At 52.2% G+C, this 19,187-nt stretch carries 19 protein-coding genes; 8 read left to right on the forward strand and 11 right to left on the reverse strand.

Translation table 11 applies throughout. The features are described from left to right. Nucleotides 1-118: 118 nt before the first annotated feature. From pqiA to rmf, 4 genes are all read left to right on the forward strand, one after another. Nucleotides 119-1,435: a membrane integrity-associated transporter subunit PqiA gene (gene pqiA, locus ACX1CU_RS08890; RefSeq protein ID WP_459402201.1), complete on the forward strand. Its 1,317-nt coding sequence runs from the start codon at nt 119-121 to the stop codon at nt 1,433-1,435. Beyond that, nucleotides 1,422-3,068, forward strand: coding sequence for an intermembrane transport protein PqiB (gene pqiB, locus ACX1CU_RS08895; RefSeq protein WP_459402202.1), 1,647 nt, complete (start codon nt 1,422-1,424; stop codon nt 3,066-3,068). Before pqiA ends, pqiB begins: the two co-directional genes overlap by 14 nt. Further along, nucleotides 3,065-3,622, forward strand: a complete 558-nt coding sequence (pqiC, locus tag ACX1CU_RS08900) for a membrane integrity-associated transporter subunit PqiC (protein WP_459402203.1) — start codon at nt 3,065-3,067, stop codon at nt 3,620-3,622. Before pqiB ends, pqiC begins: the two co-directional genes overlap by 4 nt. 268 nt (nt 3,623-3,890) lie before the next feature. After that, entirely contained in the window at nt 3,891-4,058 is a 168-nt protein-coding gene (rmf, locus tag ACX1CU_RS08905; protein ID WP_072010836.1) for a ribosome modulation factor, read from the forward strand. Between the two features lie 66 nt (nt 4,059-4,124). Here rmf and fabF read toward each other — a convergent pair whose 3' ends face one another. From fabF to ACX1CU_RS08925, 4 genes are all read right to left on the reverse strand, one after another. Beyond that, complete coding sequence (gene fabF / locus ACX1CU_RS08910; RefSeq protein WP_459402204.1) at nt 4,125-5,399, reverse strand: beta-ketoacyl-ACP synthase II; 1,275 nt, start codon at nt 5,397-5,399, stop codon at nt 4,125-4,127. Next, the gene (locus tag ACX1CU_RS08915; RefSeq protein WP_459402205.1) at nt 5,396-5,920 is read right to left on the reverse strand and encodes a winged helix-turn-helix transcriptional regulator; all 525 of its coding nucleotides are present in this window, start codon (nt 5,918-5,920) and stop codon (nt 5,396-5,398) included. Before ACX1CU_RS08915 ends, fabF begins: the two co-directional genes overlap by 4 nt. Before the next feature lie 131 nt (nt 5,921-6,051). Beyond that, nucleotides 6,052-6,570, reverse strand: a complete 519-nt coding sequence (gene fabA / locus ACX1CU_RS08920) for a bifunctional 3-hydroxydecanoyl-ACP dehydratase/trans-2-decenoyl-ACP isomerase (RefSeq protein WP_459402206.1) — start codon at nt 6,568-6,570, stop codon at nt 6,052-6,054. 67 nt (nt 6,571-6,637) lie between these two features. Continuing rightward, nucleotides 6,638-8,386 carry an AAA family ATPase gene (locus tag ACX1CU_RS08925; protein ID WP_459402207.1) on the reverse strand — a complete coding sequence of 583 codons (1,749 nt, stop codon included), beginning with the start codon at nt 8,384-8,386 and terminating at the stop codon, nt 6,638-6,640. Nucleotides 8,387-8,596: 210 nt separating this feature from the next. Between ACX1CU_RS08925 and matP the strand changes: the two genes are divergently transcribed. Then, nucleotides 8,597-9,055, forward strand: coding sequence for a macrodomain Ter protein MatP (gene matP / locus ACX1CU_RS08930; RefSeq protein ID WP_459402762.1), 459 nt, complete (start codon nt 8,597-8,599; stop codon nt 9,053-9,055). A gap of 71 nt (nt 9,056-9,126) precedes the next feature. On the opposite strand, the gene ompA is transcribed toward matP, so the two are convergent. Both ompA and sulA read right to left on the reverse strand, forming a co-directional pair. Further along, nucleotides 9,127-10,212 (reverse strand): porin OmpA, encoded by a 1,086-nt coding sequence (gene ompA / locus ACX1CU_RS08935; protein WP_459402208.1) that lies wholly within the window; start codon nt 10,210-10,212, stop codon nt 9,127-9,129. 360 nt (nt 10,213-10,572) lie between these two features. Continuing rightward, nucleotides 10,573-11,079 carry an SOS-induced cell division inhibitor SulA gene (gene sulA / locus ACX1CU_RS08940; protein WP_459402209.1) on the reverse strand — a complete coding sequence of 169 codons (507 nt, stop codon included), beginning with the start codon at nt 11,077-11,079 and terminating at the stop codon, nt 10,573-10,575. Between the two features lie 299 nt (nt 11,080-11,378). Between sulA and ACX1CU_RS08945 the strand changes: the two genes are divergently transcribed. Beyond that, the gene (locus ACX1CU_RS08945; RefSeq protein WP_459402210.1) at nt 11,379-12,032 is read left to right on the forward strand and encodes a TfoX/Sxy family DNA transformation protein; all 654 of its coding nucleotides are present in this window, start codon (nt 11,379-11,381) and stop codon (nt 12,030-12,032) included. Here the strand turns inward: ACX1CU_RS08945 and yccS are convergent. Together yccS and ACX1CU_RS08955 are read right to left on the reverse strand one after the other, a co-directional pair. Beyond that, the gene (gene yccS, locus ACX1CU_RS08950; protein ID WP_459402211.1) at nt 12,029-14,173 is read right to left on the reverse strand and encodes a YccS family putative transporter; all 2,145 of its coding nucleotides are present in this window, start codon (nt 14,171-14,173) and stop codon (nt 12,029-12,031) included. The two genes, ACX1CU_RS08945 and yccS, sit on opposite strands and share 4 nt — an antisense overlap. Before the next feature lie 25 nt (nt 14,174-14,198). Beyond that, entirely contained in the window at nt 14,199-14,651 is a 453-nt protein-coding gene (locus ACX1CU_RS08955; RefSeq protein WP_459402212.1) for a YccF domain-containing protein, read from the reverse strand. Nucleotides 14,652-14,795: 144 nt separating this feature from the next. Between ACX1CU_RS08955 and helD the strand changes: the two genes are divergently transcribed. Continuing rightward, complete coding sequence (gene helD, locus ACX1CU_RS08960) at nt 14,796-16,850, forward strand: DNA helicase IV (protein WP_459402213.1); 2,055 nt, start codon at nt 14,796-14,798, stop codon at nt 16,848-16,850. 34 nt (nt 16,851-16,884) lie between these two features. Here helD and ACX1CU_RS08965 read toward each other — a convergent pair whose 3' ends face one another. Next, nucleotides 16,885-17,343, reverse strand: a complete 459-nt coding sequence (locus tag ACX1CU_RS08965; protein ID WP_459402214.1) for a methylglyoxal synthase — start codon at nt 17,341-17,343, stop codon at nt 16,885-16,887. A 124-nt stretch (nt 17,344-17,467) separates the two neighbouring features. Continuing rightward, nucleotides 17,468-18,139: a DUF2057 family protein gene (locus ACX1CU_RS08970; protein WP_459402215.1), complete on the reverse strand. Its 672-nt coding sequence runs from the start codon at nt 18,137-18,139 to the stop codon at nt 17,468-17,470. 217 nt (nt 18,140-18,356) lie between these two features. On the opposite strand from ACX1CU_RS08970, the gene ACX1CU_RS08975 reads away from it, so the two are divergent. Continuing rightward, entirely contained in the window at nt 18,357-18,770 is a 414-nt protein-coding gene (locus ACX1CU_RS08975) for a CoA-binding protein (RefSeq protein ID WP_459402216.1), read from the forward strand. Between the two features lie 67 nt (nt 18,771-18,837). Here ACX1CU_RS08975 and hspQ read toward each other — a convergent pair whose 3' ends face one another. Further along, nucleotides 18,838-19,155: a heat shock protein HspQ gene (gene hspQ, locus ACX1CU_RS08980; protein WP_024913550.1), complete on the reverse strand. Its 318-nt coding sequence runs from the start codon at nt 19,153-19,155 to the stop codon at nt 18,838-18,840. Between the last annotated feature and the right edge of the window lie 32 nt (nt 19,156-19,187).

The following is a 19,187-nucleotide window of genomic DNA, read 5'->3' on the forward strand; positions in this document are numbered from 1 at the left end:
TCAAGATGCAGACAGCCAAGGCTCCTGCATCTTGAAAGACGATGGGTATAAATGCTGACCCGCACGCTGCTGCGCACCAGCATTGCAGTTCCGGTGAACGACGTTGTTAAGGATGAATATGGTGTGTTCCCACGAAGATAATAAGCAGCATACCCATGCGGCCAAGGGAGAACGGCAGCAGGGTAACCTGATGCTGTGCCCACAATGCGACATGCTGGTGGAATTACCACCGCTGGCATTCGGCTCCAAGGCGGTTTGCCCCCGTTGTAAAACCACGCTTAGTTCCCGCTGGGCTGAGCCGCGTAAACAACCTATTGGCTATGCCATCAGCGCATTGATCATGCTGGTGCTCGCCAACCTATTCCCGTTTGTCAATATGCGGGTCGCCGGTATTGCCAACGAAATCAAACTGATCCAGATCCCGCAGGTGATGGTGGCAGAGGATTACGCCAGCATGGCCACGCTGTTTATGGTGCTGGTTCAGTTTATCCCGGCGTTTTGCATGCTGGCGATTATTCTGCTGTGTGCCAGAGCACGTATCCCGCAAGGGCTGAAAGTCTGGATGGCCAAGATGCTATTCCAGTTCAAAACCTGGTGCATGGTGGAGATCTTTCTCGCCGGTGTGCTGGTCAGCTTTGTCAAACTGATGGCCTATGGCGATATTGGCATTGGCACCAGTTTTATCCCTTACTGCCTGTTCTGCCTGTTGCAGGTGCGCGCATTCCAGTGTGTGGATCGCCGCTGGCTGTGGCAGGATATCGAACCGGCTCCGCGGCTTGAACACCCGGCGCAGGTTGGCCGTACCGGTTTGCGGCAAGGATTGCGATCCTGCCAGTGCTGTACCGCGATCCTGCCTGCCGAGCAGGCCCGCTGCCCGCGTTGCCATACTACCGGGTATGCGCGCCGCCGCCACAGCTTGCAGTGGACGATGTCGCTGCTGGTGACGTCGATCATGCTGTATATCCCCTCAATGGCGATGCCGATTATGATCACCGAGGCGTTAGGCAACAAGATGCCCTCAACCGTAATGGCCGGCGTGATCCTGCTGTGGGGAGAGGGTTCCTACCCGGTGGCCATGGTGATTTTTATCGCCAGCGTCATGGTGCCTTCACTCAAAATGTTGGCGATCGGCTGGCTATGCCTGGACGCCAATGGCAAAGGTAAAGACCGGGCCGACAGTGAGCGCATGCATCTTATTTATGAAATTGTGGAGTTTGTTGGCCGTTGGTCAATGATTGACGTGTTTGTGATCGCCGTATTATCGGCGTTGGTACGTATGGGACAATTGATGAGTATTTATCCTGCCACGGGTGCGCTACTGTTCGCCGGGGTGGTTATCCTCACTATGTTTGCTGCCATGGCGTTTGATCCCCGTCTGACTTGGGATCGCGTAAATGAAACAATAAAAAAGGAGCCGCAAGGTGACGGAAAGTAATCATAGCGTCGCGGACGTTGAAAAGATCAAACGTTGGTCACCGGTGTGGATCATTCCCATCGTCACCGCGTTGATCGGCGCATGGATCCTGTTTTACCACTTCAGCCACCAGGGGCCTGAGGTGATGTTGACGACCACCAGCGCCGAAGGGCTTGAAGCGGGTAAAACCAAGATCAAGAGCCGCAGCGTCGATGTGGGCGTAGTGGAAAGCGTGACGCTGAGTGAAGATCTGAGCAAAGTGCTGGTGCAGGCGCGCCTGAATTCCGGCATGGAAGCGCTGTTACGTGAAGACTCAGCCTTTTGGGTAGTGAAGCCGCAGATTGGCCGTGAAGGGATCTCGGGTTTGGGCACCTTGCTGTCCGGTGCTTATATCGAGTTGCAACCCGGCAATAAAGGCAAAGAAGGCAAAGACGATTTCCAACTGCTGGACGCTCCTCCGCTGGCACCACCCGATGCCAAAGGGCTGCGCGTGCTGTTGGACAGTGAAAAATCCGGTCAGTTGAATGCTGGCGATCCGGTGTTGTTCCGTGGTTACCGCGTCGGTTCGGTAGAAACCAGCTATTTTGATGCCAAAGAACGCGTGATGCGTTATCAGCTCTTTATTTCGGCACCTTATGATCAACTGGTTACCAGTAACGTACGTTTCTGGAAAGACAGCGGTGTGGCGTTCGACATGTCTGCGCAAGGCATGCGCGTGGAGATGGGCTCGCTGACGACGCTGTTCAGCGGGGGCGTCAGCTTTGACGTGCCGGAAGGTTGGGAACGTGGAGAGTCGGTCAAAGAGAAATCGGAATTCCAGCTGTTTGATAACGAACGTAATATCCAGGATTCTCTGTATACCGAACATACTGATTACCTGATGTTCTTCTCTGACTCGATACGTGGCCTGCAAGCCGGGGCGCCGGTGGAGTTCCGGGGGATCCGCCTAGGCACAGTGGCACAGGTACCATTCTATAAGGATGGCATGGAACAACGTCTGGATTCCGATTACCGTATTCCGGTGCTGATCCGTATTGAGCCCGATCGTTTCCAGCAGCAGTTGGGCAAGGGCTTCAACTTCCAGCAGCATCTGAAGGATGCGGAAGGCCGCGGCATGCGTGCCGCCCTGAAGTCTGCCAACCTGTTGACCGGTGCGCTGTATATCGATCTGGACTTCTATCCGCAGGAAAAACCGTGGAAAGGCCCGCGTGAGATGTTCGGTTATCCGTTGTTGCCAACTACCAGCGCAGGTCTGGCGCAGATCCAGCAGAAACTGATGCAGACGCTGGATAAGATCAATGCGATGCCATTGAATCCGATGATCAATGAGGCGACCAAAACGCTGACCGAAAGCCAGAAAACTATGCAGGAAACGCAAAAAACCATGCAGTCGCTGAACGACATCATCTCAAGCAAAGAGATGAAGGCGCTGCCTGCGGATATGCAGAAAACGCTGCAAGAACTTAATCGCAGCATGAAAGGGGTTCAGCCTGGTTCACCAGCCTACAACAAGATGGTAGGTGATATGCAACGTCTCGATCAGGTGCTGCGTGAGCTGCAGCCGGTGCTGCGTACCCTGAATGAAAAGAGCAACGCCCTGGTGTTTGAAGCCGCGGGTAGTGACGATCCTCAGCCGAAGAAGGCCAAAAAATGATGAAATGGATTCCGGTAGCTCTGGCGCTGTTGCTCAGCGCCTGTAGCAGCACGCCAAGCAAAACCTATTACCAGTTGCCAGCCTTGGGGGAGCCAACTCAGGTGAGCGACGCTCCGGCATCACGCCAACTTTGGTTGGAGCATGTCAACGTGGCGGATTTTCTGGCACAGAGCGGTGTGGTCTATCAAACCAACGACGTGCAATATGTGATCGCGCAAAATAACCTGTGGGCCAGCCCGTTGGATCAGCAATTGCAGCAGACTCTGGTGACTAATCTCAGCGGTGCTCTGCCAGGGTGGGTGGTGTCATCTCAGCCGATGAGCAGCGATCAGGATGTGCTTAACGTGACGGTGAGCGGCTTCCATGGCCGCTATGATGGCAAAGCGATCATTCGTGGTGAGTGGGTGCTGAATCATCAAGGTCAGCTGATTAAACGGCCATTCAGCCTGGAGTTGAAGCAAGGGGAAGATGGCTATGACGCGCTGATCCGCACCTTGGCACAGGGATGGTCGCAGGAAGCGCAGGTTATCGCGGCTCAGGCCGCACGCCTTTAATTATAATTTTTACTAAAATCGTCTAAACCCATCCCGGCAAGGTGTATGAAAACGCTTTGCCGGGATTTTTTATTGTTTTTCATGTAGTTACTCTCAGTCTCGGCTTATCAGCCACTTAGCGAATTCTCCGTGCGTAGCTCACAAATATGACATTGGTGTGAAATTGGCACATTGATCTTCCCGCCATTTGCAGCTATTCCTTAATAGTGGCTGCGCAAAAAGTGGCCATTGTTTTCTTTCCACCAGACAACGATGAGGGAAACGAGGCATGAAGAGACAGAAACGAGATCGTCTGGAGCGGGCTCAATCACGTGGTTATCAAGCAGGTATTGCGGGGCGTTCAAGAGAACTTTGCCCTTACCAATCTTTAGATGCACGGGCTAACTGGCTGGGAGGGTGGCGACAAGCCATGGAGGACAGGGCTGTGACCGCTTAAGCGGCTCCCTGTTGTGAAGAAGGAACAACCTCCGCCAAGGCGGAGGTTTTCGTTTCTGGTATAAAATTATTCCTGCCAGCGTTTCAGCAAAATACTCGCATTTACCCCGCCAAAGCCAAAGCCGTTAGACAACGCATAGGTCATCGTCATCGGTTCTGCCCGGTTAGCAACCAAATGCAGGCCAGCAGCGGCAGGATCTGGGTTATCCAGATTCAACGTCGCTGGAGCGATTTGATCGCGCAGCGCCAAAGCGGTAAAGATGGTTTCCAAACCACCGGCCGCTCCCAGCAAATGGCCAGTTGCCGATTTGGTGGAGGCGATCGCAATACCGCCATCAGTGCCAAACAGATGCTTAATGGCGTTGATTTCACCCAGATCGCCAACCGGCGTCGATGTGGCATGGGCATTCAGATGCTGTACCTGCCCCGGTGTGACATTTGCCTGCTTCAAGGCGATCTTCATTGCCCGATAGGCTCCGTCGCCATCTTCGGCACCGGAGGTCATGTGATAGGCATCCGCACTGGTGCCATAGCCAACAATTTCAGCCAGTGGTTTGGCTCCGCGCGCCAGAGCATGTTCTAGCGTTTCGATCACCAGCATCCCGGCACCTTCACCCATCACGAAACCATTGCGGGCACTGTCGAATGGCCGAGAAGCCTGAGTTGCCTCTTCTGCTGGCGCCGTTGACATGGCGCGCGCGGCGGCAAAACCCCCCAGGCTGACGGTATCAATGGCGGCTTCGGCACCGCCGCACAGCGCGATATCTGCCTCGCCATTACGCAGCAGGCGTACCGCATCGCCAATGGCTTGTACGCCAGCGGCACAGGCGGTGACCGGTGCGCCGATCGGCCCTTTGAAGTGATGTTTGATGGATACATGCCCGGCCGCCAGATTGACCAGAAATGAGGGGATGGTAAAGGGCGAAAGGCGCTTTGCCCCACGGCTGTCGGTAGTACGCACCGCGTGGGCGATAGCCGGGAATCCGCCGATACCGGAAGCAATAACCGTAGCGGTACGCTCTTGCTTATCGTCGGTGTCGGCCACCCATCCAGCCTGATGAATGGCTTCGTCAGCGGCCGCCATGGCCAGCAGAATAAAGCGATCCATTTTCTTTTGGTCTTTCGGTGCCACGGAGAGATCCGGATTGAAGCCAGCTTCGGCATCCTGTGCCAAAGTGGGAATCTGACCACCGATTTTAACCTGTAGATCCGCTACCATCTGCTCTGGCAATGGGCTGATACCCGATTGGCCAGCCAGCAAGCGCCGCCAGATGGTTTCTACGCCGCAGCCCAGAGGAGAGACCGCTCCCATCCCGGTGATAACGATACGATGACTGCTCATAATGACTCCTTGGACGATTCGGTGAGTAAAGCATAGTGTTGTTGCATCCGTGAAGCGCGTAAACCCATGCCTTCTCCGGCTGCCGGGCCCGGTGTCAACGTGACGTGTTGTAAAGTGACGGGCTGTTGAGTCATGGTATCAATCAGCTGTGGTTGTATCGGCTTGCCGCTGCGGCGATCCACCAGTTCTGCGGCGATACCATCATCCGCCAGATGCGTGTTGCCCCAGTGAAACAACGTAACCAGCACCGGGAAAAAGTCTTTGCCGCGTTCGGTCAACAGATACTCATAACGTACCGGGCGCGCTTGATACTGCTGCTTGTGCAAAATGCCGCTTTCCACCAGAAACTTAAGCCGGCGGGTTAGCAGAGTAGGGGATAGCCCCAGGCTTTGCTGAAATTCATCAAATTTAGATAAGCCATGAAAAGCGTCCCGCAGTATCAGGATGCTCCACCATTCCCCTACGCGGCCTAAAGAACGAGCTATTGGGCACGGGGTACTTTCGAAACTGATTTTTTTCATCACATTCCCTTTTCAATTACTACCTTTATTGTAGTCACTAATTAATCGTTAACCAAGCCAGCCTTGCAGCATGAAATAATGTAACAACAGGGAAAAGAGACGGCGACCGGTAAAGGCCGCCGTAATGGTGCTTAGAATGCAGCGGCGTCCTTGAACAGGCCCACTTTCAGATCGCTGGCGGTGTAGATCACTTCGCCATCAACCAGAACTTCACCATCGGCAACGCCCATAATCAGTTTGCGGGTGATGACGCGCTTGAAGTTGATTCGATAGGTGACTTTTTTGGCGGTTGGCAAGATCTGACCGGAGAATTTCACTTCGCCCACACCGAGCGCGCGGCCTTTACCTTCGCCACCCAACCAGCCGAGGTAGAAACCGACCAACTGCCACATAGCGTCAAGGCCCAAGCAACCTGGCATCACCGGATCGCCGATAAAGTGGCAGCCAAAGAACCATAAATCCGGGTTGATATCGAGTTCGGCTTCTACATAGCCTTTATTGTGGCTACCGCCGTCTTCGGTCATTTTGACCACGCGGTCCATCATCAACATGTTACCTGCTGGCAATGGTGGGCCACCGGCACCAAATAGCTCGCCGCGGCCAGAGGCCTCGAGGTCTTCTTTCGTATAGGATTCGCGTTTATCTACCATGTTTCAGTAAGCCTTATTTTAATGAAGAACGCAGATTAGCTAACACGTGTACGCTGAACAAGTCCGATCAGCCGTGGTTGAACCAGTTGAGCCAACGCAATGGCCATGGCCACTGGCGACGTTCCTGTTGATTTACCTGCGCAATTCGCTCCTGAATCGCAGCCAGTAAACTTGGCTGCTGCTCATCGGCGTAGGGGTATCCCGTTAATAATGGCAGGGCTTCCGCGACGCTGTCCACTGCCCACAGGTGGAACTGTTCCTCGCGCACGGCGTCGATAACATCTTGGCGCAGGCAAAGATTGCGCACGTTGCTTGCGGGCAGAATAACACCCTGTTTACCCGTCAGGCCACGACGCAGACAGACTTCAAAGAAGCCTTCGATCTTTTCATTTACTCCGCCGATCGGCTGCACGTTACCAAATTGGTCAACAGAGCCGGTTACGGCGATTTGCTGAGTGATCGGCTGCTGTGACAAGGCACTGACCAATGCGCAGAGTTCTGCCAGCGAAGCACTGTCGCCATCCACTTCGCCATAGGACTGTTCGAATACAATCGAAGCGGAGAAGGGTTGTTGCTGATCAAGATCCAGTTCAGAGATCAGGAAGGCCTGCATGATCATCATGCCCTTGGCATGGAGATTGCCCCCCAGTTCGGCTTTACGCTCAACGTCGGTGAACTCACCATCGCCGAGGTGCACCACGCAGCTGATACGTGAAGGCTCACCAAAACTGCGCGGATGGCCAGGATAATCTAATACCGACAGGCCGTTGATCTGGCCGATAACCTCGCCTTCGGTTTCGATCATGATTTGGCCAAGTTCGATCTCATCCTGCATGCGTTCTGCGAGATAACTTTCACGCCATTCGCGAGAATTTAGCGCTGCTTCCAACGCTTTTGCGCTGATCTGTTCTTCTTCGGCATACAGGGCCGCTTCAGAGAGCTGCTGGCTGACCCACGACGGTGATATTGGTAGGTTGCCCTGATCGCCGGTATAACGCACCGCCTGGACCATCAGAGGCTGCCAGGCGTCTGCCGCCAGCGGAGGCAACTGCTGTTCAGCAATTACCGCGTTGATGTAGCTGCACCACTGAACCATATCATCGGCTTCGGTAAGTTGAAGATCGTCTTCATACTCACCGTAGATGGCCTGTTCGCACAGTTCGGGCTCAATGTCATGGAAATCAGCCAAACCGTGGCGATCACCAAGCACGATCAGGCGCAACTCCAGCGGCATCGGGGGGATAGAAACGGGCAGCGGCCGGGTTTCATCCGGGGTAAACCATTGGAATTGGCGTTGAATGATCATCTGCTTCAAACGCAGCCACAGCAAGGGCTGTGCCAGCAGTGAACGCACCGAAAGAATCAGTACACCGCCATTGGCCTGATGGATAAGGCCGGGCTGCAAGGTGATTTCACCGTTGTGCATTCTGACGCAGCCAAACAATTGTTCGGGCTCGATCCATTCCTGATAAACACAGGCTCCGCCAGCCGCAAAGGGCTCATCACCGCGAACAGCAGGCTCCACAGTGATCTTGTTGGCATCGATCACATAGTGACTGCCTTTGACAGTATTCTGTGGCTGCAACTTTTCTGCCGCTTGCGCAATCAACGCCAGATACTCACGCGTTTCTTGTGCTTTCAGCAGCATAAAGCGTGGCTGCGACAGCGGGTGCAGGAACAGCGTCAACGCATTATCCAAACGAGGCTGGATGGCAGAAAAGGTTGCGGGTGCCAGTTGAGCGGCGGAATCAAATATCGCCTGATAAGGCGTGGCAACAGGCAACAAGGATTGCCATTCAAGTCGGTTATTGGTCAAAGTGTTAGATGCAATCATTAAAAAGGGAAAGGGCGATTATACAAGAATAACGCCAGCTTGATAGATGCAGAGTGGTGGTTGATGTCTGGGAGTTTGACATCACACGATTACTGTGTAAAAAACAGTCTAAAAGTGGTTCTAATAGCCGAGGAAAATCAGCGTAAAGCTGTTATGCTTAATAGAAGTTACACGGTCACAGAAGAGTTCATGATGAAATATCAGCAACTGGAAAATCTGGAGAGCGGTTGGAAATGGAAGTACCTGGTTAAAAAGCACCGGGAAGGTGAGCTAATTACCCGCCACATTGAAACCAGCGTTGCTCTAGAAGCGATTGATGAGCTGTTGAAGCTGGAAAATGAGCCGGTAAAAGTACTGGCGTGGATTGATATGCACATGAATCCGGCGTTGGATAACCGGATGAAGCAAACCATCCGCGCTCGGCGCAAACGTCATTTTAACGCAGAACATCAGCATACGCGCAAGAAATCTATCGATCTGGAGTTCTTGGTTTGGCAACGGTTAGCCGCGTTGGCCCGCAGGCGTGGGGTGACGCTGTCGGAAACTGTCGTTCAATTAATTGAGGATGCGGAGCGAAAAGAAAAATATGCCAGCCAGATGTCATCGTTGAAACAGGATCTGAAAGCGATTCTTGGTAAAGACGAGGGTTAACGGATTCGTTGTCAGGCAAAATGTCGAAAAAAAACCCCGCAATGCGGGGTTTTTTACTAAGGAGAGGTAACTTAGCCCTGAGGCTGAGATACAACTTCTTTGATGCCTTTAACTTCGATCTCTACGCGACGATCTGGAGCCAAGCATGCGATCTGTGCTGGGGTAGCACGGCCAGAGCGGTAACCACAGGTGTCACCGGTAACTGGGTTAGCTTTGCCCATACCACGAGCGGTGATCTTGTCTGCTGGGATACCTTTAGAAACCAGGTAATCCACAACGCTACGTGCACGTTGCTCAGACAGACGCATGTTAGACTCAGCAGAACCTACTGCATCGGTGAAGCCAACAACGACTACTGAACCGTCTTTCGGATCCAGTGAGCTCAGTTGGGTGTACAGTTCATCCAGAGCGTGCTGGCCTTCTGGCTTCAGAGTAGATTTGCCGAAGTTGAACAGAACACCAGAAGACAGGGTGAACTTCTTGGTTTCAACAACTGGAGCTGGGGCTGGAGTTGGAGCGATTACTGGAGCAGCAACTTCATCCTGGCCGAAACGGTAAGAAACACCAACGCTCAGCAGGGCGTTATCTGGACGAGCACCAACGGTACCTTTGTCACCGATGTTGTTAGTCCACTGGTAATCCAGGCGGGTAGCCCAGTTCTGAGTCAGTGCGTATTCAACACCCACTGCTGCCAGAGGAGAAACGCCAGTATCGTGAGCACTGATACGATCACCAGTTGCACCGTAGTAAGCGGTAGAATCTGCACGCCAAACCATACCACCCAGACGAGTGTAAACGTCCAGATCGTTCATGATTGGGTAGCTCAGCTTGGTTGCCAACTGAATGCCTTGAGCTTTGAAAGCACCATTGTTCACGCTGCCTTTGTAAGGCATACGGCCAAGCCAGTCATAACCCATTTCGAAGCCCAGGTATTGGTTCGCTTGATAACCTACAAACGCGCCTGTACCCAGTTGAGTTCTGTGGGTTGGACCATTGCCGATAGTGCTGTCAAAGCCATTACCGTCGAACCCAGTGTCATAATACTTGGACCAGCCCAGTTTTGCGCCGGTGTACCAGGTGTTATCTTTTGGGGCGGCTTGCGCTACGGTAGCGAAACCTGCCAGTGCCACTGCTAATGCGATAGCTGTCTTTTTCATTTTTGCGCCTCGTTATCATCCAAATAGGCAATGAGCTTTAAAGCTGCTTTAAGCCCTTGGTTTAAATTCATTCGCCCAGGTTTGTACCCTCGTTTGTTACTCTGCCAGTTTTTCTGGCCTTATAGAGCAACCTCGGCGATGTAAAGTCTACAACGTGGCGCGAAAGTTACAAGTGTGATGTGATAAAGCTCTAAAAAAAAACATGGAATTAGACATATTCGCTAACATATTACAATAAGAATCGCGTCTGTTTTTTGTACAATAATTGATGCAGAACCCCAGCCAACCTAGCTTTGTGCATGATCCCATGTGAGTTCTCTCACTAGGGGTAAAGAACGGTGGGAAAAATCCTAAATTTACTTAATGATACAAAGAAGAGTGAATTTTTAGCGTAGAACAGTGTCCGTGTGAGGGATCTACGTCTGGTTGCGGGCGCATTATGAAGCCATAAGCGTTACCCAATTCCGCTGCCCGACTCAATTTTAGGCGATCTTCTTCGGTCAGTTCTGGCAACCATCCAAGCACGACACTGTAATTACCGGTCAGCAATGCTTTCTCCATGGCGTCGACGGTATCCATTGGGCTGATCTGGCTCAGTTGCACCACTTTATCGACGGGTAACTGGGCTTGTTGCAGCCACTGCTTGCTGAGCTTCTGTTGTGGGGTTAGCCACAGCAGCCAGCGTGACTGCATACCCAGCTGTTGCAGCAGTGGTACAAGGAGTTGCGCCACAACGGGTTGGTGCTCGCTGTAAACAAGTTCACTGATGAGTCCATTGACCTTACCGTTGTGAGACGTTTCTGCAGCCTTGTTAAGCGCAAAAGATGTATGGCTGAACTGGGGTTGATAGAGTGATTGAGTACGCATGAAGTATCCCGCCCGTAGTGTTACTGTATGTATGTACAGTATAGCTATCAAAACAGAAGATCAACTCAAATTTTCGTGACGCCTCGCATATTTGCGATTCTTTTTTATACACCTCGATTTTGTGATTGGCACAGAAGGGGATAATGCGTATTTTCCCTAATTAGTTGTTCCAGTTACGTTTATTTCATTGATGTAACGAATGTTTATACCTAATGGATTTCAAAATATAGGTGAGCAGCAACATCCCAGCATATTGAGATGCGGCGGGTATAGATCATCATTCACTCAAGGAGGTTTTAATGAAAGGCAGGTCTGCAGGAAGGATCGCACAGGCAAAAGTCTGCTTTGCCGCATTAGGAAAAATTACTACACGTTCGCAATTTGGCGGATACGGCTTGTTGGCCGACGGCACGATGTTTGCCGTCATTGCAGAGGGAGAATTGTATTTGCGTGCTACCGAGAGCCTGGAGTCGACATTTCGTGGGCGTGGGATGGTGAATATGACGTATCTAAAGCGCGGGGCACCAGTGACTATGCGCTATTACTGGGTGGATGAATCCTTATGGCAGGAAAGCCAGGAACTGTTCGCGCTCGCTTGGCAGGCGGTGTGTGAAACACGTAAAGAGATTACGGTGAAAACCCGCAGCAATGGTAGGTTGAAAGATTTACCGAACATTGATGTAGCAATGGAACGCTTACTATGGCGTGTTGGCATACAGAGTATTTATGAATTGCGCTTGCTGGGTGCGAGAGATTGCTACCTCAAACTGTTGCAGCAGCAACAAGGTCTCGGCATGAAAGTGTTGATATCACTAGCTGGAGCACTGGCGGGGTATCACCATGCCGCATTGCCTGCCTCTCAGAAGGAAGAGTTGATTGAGTGGTTCGAAGAAACCATGGTGCTTCCTTGCTTGAAGCCGCGTTTGGAAAAAAGTCGGGCACTTGGCCCCTAAATAATTAATTCTGCTTTACCGATTTGTGCGTTGAGTGCCGTTAGTTCTGGAAGCAGCTCAAGCACTAATCCAATTTGTTGCAACACCAGTTGTTCTTCACTTTCAGGTTCAGGCGTTAACTGTTCGATACGTGCGGAGAGCGTCTCCAGAGCTTGCATGATGCGTTGATGGTCTTGTGCATCGTGGTGCAATGCGCCATCAACATAGCATACGGCATCATTTAGCAAGTCCAGCACGGCGGAGTTATTCAGGCGCTTGCGGTGTGCTCCGAGCGCTGAGATATAGCTCAGCAGTGTGTGGTTAAGACACAACAAGCGGAAAGCCGCGTCCTGAATGGTTTTATCTGCTTTAGGGTCCGCAGACATGTTGGAAATTACCGAAGCCAGTTCTGCATCGCTGTTATGTGCATCCCGGCGGGCGATGCGATAAGGCAAACCGTTATCCTTGCCCTGATGATATTGCACCATAATAGCGTCCAGATAGCGGCAGTTGGCATTAAGCGTTTTGCGCACAACCGCAGATAATTGGCGGAACTTCCAGTCTGGCCAGATAAAACTCACCGCCGCCCAGGCGATAGCGCAACCTAAAAGGGTATCGTAAACGCGCGGAGCCGCCACTTCGAATCCTTCACCCAGCAGGTTAAAACACAATAGAACCAGCAGGGTGATAAACATCGTGGCATGGGCATATTGCACGGTACGGAACGCAAAAAACAGCACACCAGAAATGACGATCAGAATCATTTGCCCTTCCAGGGAGGGGACAAAGTACAAGATCGGCAGGCCAATCAAAATACCCGCCAGCGTCCCGATGATACGTAACGCCAAGCGTCTGCGGGTGGCATTGTAGTTTGGCTGGCAGACAAACAGGCTAGTCAGTAGGATCCAGTAACCGTGCTGCAAATTGGTTATCTGGATAAAGGCATAGCCTGCGCATAGCACGACTGACATGCGAACGGCATGGCGGAGCAGGGCCGATTGAGGCGTCAGGTGGCGGCTGATACGCAGACGAATATCGCTCCAACCGGTGAGCCGGTCATCGGAAAGGCTGTTCTCCTCCGCCTGTTCATTGGCCAGCGCCTGTTCTGACTCAATATTGGCCAATTGTGCATCAATAGCCCGCAGGTTTTTCAACAGGTGTGAGAGTGCTCTGGCCAATTCACGGTTTTCTTCTGTGACCGCAACCTGGGCCAGTGCTTCTTCTATACGGCTGAATGCTGGCTCAAAGCGAGGACTATGAAGATATTTCTGGCGTAGCAGGATCGATTGTGCCAGTTGCCGACAGGCACGAGCCTGCATGGTCAGCAACCGCTGGAAACGGAACAGAATGTCGCTGTGACGAAATTGTTGGCTCAGCGCCTGATATTGCACGTGCGATGAGCTGGCTCGCTCATGAATATCTTGCGCCACAAAATAGTAGTGCAACGTCCTGCGGGTGCCGCGCTGGCCGCGATCGCCCTTCAGGCGGGTAAGCAAAGAGGCTTTGGTTTGGTTGAGCGTTGAGACCAGCGCGCTGTTGGCCATCGCGACATCCATCCAGGGCAAATCCTTGTCGTGCTCGGCATCTGGATCGAACAGGTTGGCCTTGGCATCCAGATAGTTTGCCAACTGTTCGTAGCTGCGAGCCAGGCTCTCCTGCAATGGCTTGATCGGGTACAGCAGATGGCCAATCAACGTCAGCAGGTTGTACCAAATGGCACCAATAATCAGCAGCGCTGGTTGCTGATACCAGGCGTCATACATTGAAGTGCCCAGCATGGTGTAGACAGCGATCAATAATGCACCAAAAGCAATGGTGGCATAACGCTGCCCTAGCGCGCCCAGCAGGATAAATCCGCAGGTTGAAGTCGTCAGCCCAAGAGCAAACCACCAAGGATAGGGGAACAGCAATTCAATAGATGCTGAAGCAAGGAAAAAACACACCAGCGTAATCAGCAGGTTACGCAGTCTCCCGGCCAATCTGTCGTCCAGATCGGTTAACGCGGCGGCCACAACGCCCAGCGTCAGGGGGATGGTCAGTGTTGGCACTCCCAGCCACCAGGGCACCGCCGCAGCACCCGCCAAGGCAATAAAGATCCGCAGGTTGTAAAGCAGATTGCTGTTATAGGTATAACGCCTAATGGCTGGTGCAAAAGAGAGCACAAAAACTCCTTAATCGGAGAAAAAATTAACGTTTCTGGTACTGACGCCGCGCATTTTCCGCCCGCGCCAGTTGGGCCATTTCAACAGAAACGACGCGTCGCCCAACGGGCCACAGTGCGATAGCTGCAATTTTGAAATTGGTAATACCAACCGGGATACCGATAATGGTAATACACTGTGCAATTCCGGCAGCGATGTGCGACAGGCACAGCCACCAACCAAACAGCACCAGCCAGACGATATTCAGCAACGAACCACTGGCGGCAAGCAGTGCGTTGCTCTTCTCTGGGTATAATTCATCCACGTGAATCGCTTCGTTGCCGAATGGCAGGAAGGATAACTTGGTGATCTCCCAGCAGGAACGGGTCAGTGGCAGGGTAAAAATCAGCACTATGCTAAAGAAGGTGGCAATCAACCAACCAAGGGTTGTGAAGAAACCACCCAACACGAAATTAAGAATATTCAATACGGTACGCATAGGCGACACTCTGCTTTAATGGTGGATAAACCGCAGGGCGGATATATTTAACTACTATTCTACCCTGTTTTTAACGCTAGAGTGCCACTGCTTATCGCAGGTAAACTGGCGATATTAATCTCAAGAGAATCATGGCGCGAGCATATGGAACTTAAAGCGACATCGCTGGGCAAACACCTGGCGCAGCATCCCTACAATCGCGTGCGGCTGTTGCATGCTGGCGTTGAAGTGAGCGGCGAGAAGCATGAATATCTTATCCCTTTCAATCAGTTAATTCAGGTGCGTTGCAAGCGTGGCATCGTCTGGGGCGAGTTGGAGTTCGAGTTGCCTGATGAAAAGGTGGTTCGCCTGCATGGCACAGAGTGGCAAGAGACACAGCGTTTCTACCATTATCTGCAGCAATCCTGGCAGCAGTGGAGTGCTGAGATGAGCGCAGTCAGTGCGGGGGTATTGCAAGAGCAGGTTGAGCACATTGGTGTTATCGAACAGCAGGATAAATGGTTCAAGCGTTCTGAGTTGAGCAAACTGCAACAACAAATCCGTCAGGCTTTCGGGGCATTACCGATGCCGGTTGTGCGGCTGGATGAATTTGATAATTGTCGCGAGGATTATCAGCGATGCCTGCAATGGTTGCAGCATGGCCAACGTAGCGTCGTGCAGCGCAACCAGCAGTGGACCGAGCGTATGTTGGCAACCCACCACGATTTCTTCCAGACCATTGAAACTTCGCCACTGAATGTGTCGCAAAGCCGAGCGGTGGTGAACGGTGAGGATTCCGTCCTGGTGCTGGCCGGTGCGGGCAGCGGCAAAACGTCGGTCTTGGTCGCACGGGCCGGGTGGCTGTTGCGTCGTCAGGAGGCCGAACCAGGGCAGATCCTGCTGCTGGCATTTGGCCGAAAAGCCGCTGATGAAATGAACGAGCGCATTCGGGATCGCTTGGGGAATGTCGCCATTCAGGCCAAAACCTTCCACGCGCTGGCACTACAGGTGATTCAGGAAGGGAGCCGCAAAGCCCCGGCAATCAGCAAGCTGGAAACCGACAGCAAAGTGCGCCGGGCGTTGTTGATAAAACACTGGCAACAGCAATGCACAGAGAAAAAAGTGCAGGCTAAAGGCTGGCGTCAGTGGCTGATAGAAGAGTTGGAATGGGAGATCCCTGAAGGGGATTTCTGGCATGACTCGCGTCTGGCGGAGCGTTTGGCCGGGCGTCTTGAGCGTTGGCTGGGGTTGATGCGCACCTATGGCGGCAGTCAGGCCGAGATGATCGCGCTGGCTGATGAAGAAATCCGCGATCTATTCGCCAAACGCATCCGGTTGATGGCGCCGTTGCTGAAAGCCTGGAAAGCCGCGCTGAAGGAAGAGGGCGCGGTGGATTTTGCCGGGCTAATCCATCAGGCGATCAATATTCTGGATAAAGGGCGTTTTATCAGCCCGTGGAAACACATTCTAGTGGATGAGTTTCAGGATATCTCGCCGCAGCGGGCCCAACTGCTGGCAGCATTGCGCAGGCAGAATAAGCAGACCTGCCTGTTTGCCGTCGGGGATGACTGGCAGGCTATTTACCGCTTTAGCGGTGCAGAACTTGCGCTGACGACCGCATTCGCCGCGAATTTTGGTGAGGGTGCGCAATGTGCCTTGGATACCACCTATCGTTTCAACGATCGTATCGGTGAAGTAGCGAACAGCTTTATCCAGCAGAACCCGCATCAGCTGAAAAAGCCGCTTAACAGCCTGACCCAAGGCAATAAAAAGTCGGTGGTTATTTTACCGCAGGAACAGTTGGAAGCCTTGTTGGACAAGATGAGTGGTTATGCAAAACCAGAGGAACGCATTCTGGTGTTGGCGCGTTATCATCACTTGAAACCCGACGTGTTGCTAAAAGCAGCAACGCGCTGGCCGAAGCTGAATATTGAGTTTATGACCATACATGCCAGCAAAGGGCAGCAGGCGGAATATGTGATTATTGCCGGGCTGCACGAGGGCAGTGATGGATTCCCGGCAATTGCCCGTGAATCGTTGATCGAAGAGGTGTTATTGCCGCAGCCGGAAGATTTCCCTGACGCTGAAGAGCGGCGGTTGCTGTATGTGGCACTGACGCGCGCCAAACATCAGGTGTGGTTATTGCAGGATCGCGAATGCCCGTCGGTGTTTGTTGAGCAATTACAGGATATCGGCGTACCGCTGCAGAAAAAGCCGTGAATGCAGGCCTGGTGGCAGCACCAGGCCTTGGCGGTTATTTCAGACGAGCTTCGAGATACTTTTGATAATCAGGAATGGTGATCTCGATTTCGCGTTTGAACATCGGTGAGTCGATGAGGAAATCAGCGGTGGAGCGGTTGGTGGCGACGGGAATGTTCCAGACGGTCGCCAGGCGCAGCAGCGCTTTCACATCGGGATCGTGCGGTACGGCGTTGAGCGGATCCCAGAAAAAGATCAGCATATCGATCTTGCCTTCGGAAATGAGTGCGCCAACCTGCTGGTCACCCCCCATCGGGCCGCTCAGCATGCTTTGAACCGGGATGCCGCTGGCGCGCTGGATCAAATTGCCAGTGGTGCCAGTGGCATAAAGTTGATGTTGCGTCAGTATAGCCTTGTGATCTTCAACCCATTTCAGCAGAGCTTGTTTACGATGATCGTGCGCAACCAGCGCGATGTGCTTGCGTGCGGCGATGGTGCGGGTGGTCTGTTCCATATCAGTATCCTTGGCAACTCAAATGATTTGCTACAGATTACTGAAACTGTTTTTCACTGCCCAGCGTTAACGCCAGAAAATGCGAGTAAAACACGCCTTTGCATAAGAAAGGTGTGAATGAATCTCAATGAGTGACACGTTGGCTGGCCCAATGGATAAAACGCTTTTGCGTTTCTTTATCGGCCTGCAAGAACCAGTATTGCAGCATCTGCTCTGATACGTTTTCCCCTTTCATGGTAATCACCTTCTGGTTGGCCTTAGCGGAGTTTGGCGGATCTGCGATGATGGTGGCACGCAGATGTGCCAGTGCGGGCACAGACGCTGGGCGAGCCTGAGCGTTGTAATCGGCTATTACTTTTTCCAGATGGGTATCGGCAGACAGCGTATGCATCGGCAGCACATCGCGTTTTACCGCCAGCGCTTTGCCGTTCTTATCTATGATTTTATAATTCAACACATCATCAAAGTGCCTGCTTTCGCGTTCATTTTCGATACGTGGCAGTTCAATGCTTACCGAACTGACATTCTGACTATTGAACACTACTATCAATGGCAGTGAGGTATACAACACTTGAGTCCGTGCATTCTTGCGTATGGATTTGGTGACTTTGAACAGCAACTGATGCTGTCCACCATCCAGCTCCAGGCTGTCTGCGCCTTTTAATAATGAGCCGGTTATTTTCTTGCCATCAACCACCAGTAAATCGATATCCGGTGAAAGTTTCAGGGTTGTAGCTGCGGCCGATACACTCAGCGAAAGACTGAATAGCCCCGCAACCACCAAACCAAATTTCATCGCTATTTCCTTTTCGTAGGACATGGTGATAAGTGTTGAGTACAGCGCAGGTTGTGTCAAAGTTTTTCAATATTATTCATTAATTTACATTTTAACATATTTATAAATATTTTGAATTAAAGCGCCGCGGGTGTGTCGCGAAGAAATACTCACTGAGATAGAGCCTTCGGTTACACTTGAGAAAGGAATTTCCCCTATACCCTATCGGGAGTGAAAGATGCAAGATCAAGACATTGCAGACGTGCTGAAGCAGGTAAAAACGATTGCGTTGGTGGGTGCCAGTGATAATCCTGGTCGGCCCAGTTACGGTGTGATGGCCTATTTGCAGGCTCAAGGATACCAAGTGACGCCGGTCAGCCCGAAACTGGCGGGGCAGACGCTGCTTGGCCAGGAGGTTTACGCCAAACTGGAAGACATTCCTTATCCTATCGATATGGTTGATGTATTCCGCAACGCTGAGGCGGCTTACGGTGTGGCACAGGAAGCGATCGCTATCGGTGCCAAGGTGCTGTGGTTGCAAATTGGGGTTATCAGCGAACAGGCTGCGGTGCTGGCTGGGGATGCAGGGCTAAAAGTGATTATGGATCGCTGCCCGAAAATAGAGATCCCACGCTTGGGCCTTGAGCACTGAATCCGCTAAAAATAAGGGCCTGGCCTCATATGCCAAGCCCTTACGTGGGTTTCTCAGGATTTGGTGCTCAGTTGCGCAGGCGTGGAGCCTGTAACTGGTGGCGGATAGATTCCGCCAGTTCATCCAGCGAGGGTTGTTCCGGATGGGCATCCTGTTCTTCACCCGCTAACTGTACTTCAGCCAGATAAGTGTGAACCGGTTGACCTTCTTCGTCTTCCATCACCACGTGATACCAAGGTGCGAGACGCAGCTCATCGTTGGCTGCAATCTCGTCAGCTTTGGGTTGCTCCAGAGAGTATTCGGGGTCGATATCAATAACCACGCCCAAATACCCCAGCAGTTTATGCCGTACCTGCTGTCCAATACCGAATTTACTGGCAATCATGATGACCTCCTGAGAAACAGTGCTTTGCCTTC

Source organism: Serratia sp. D1N4 (assembly GCF_054552755.1).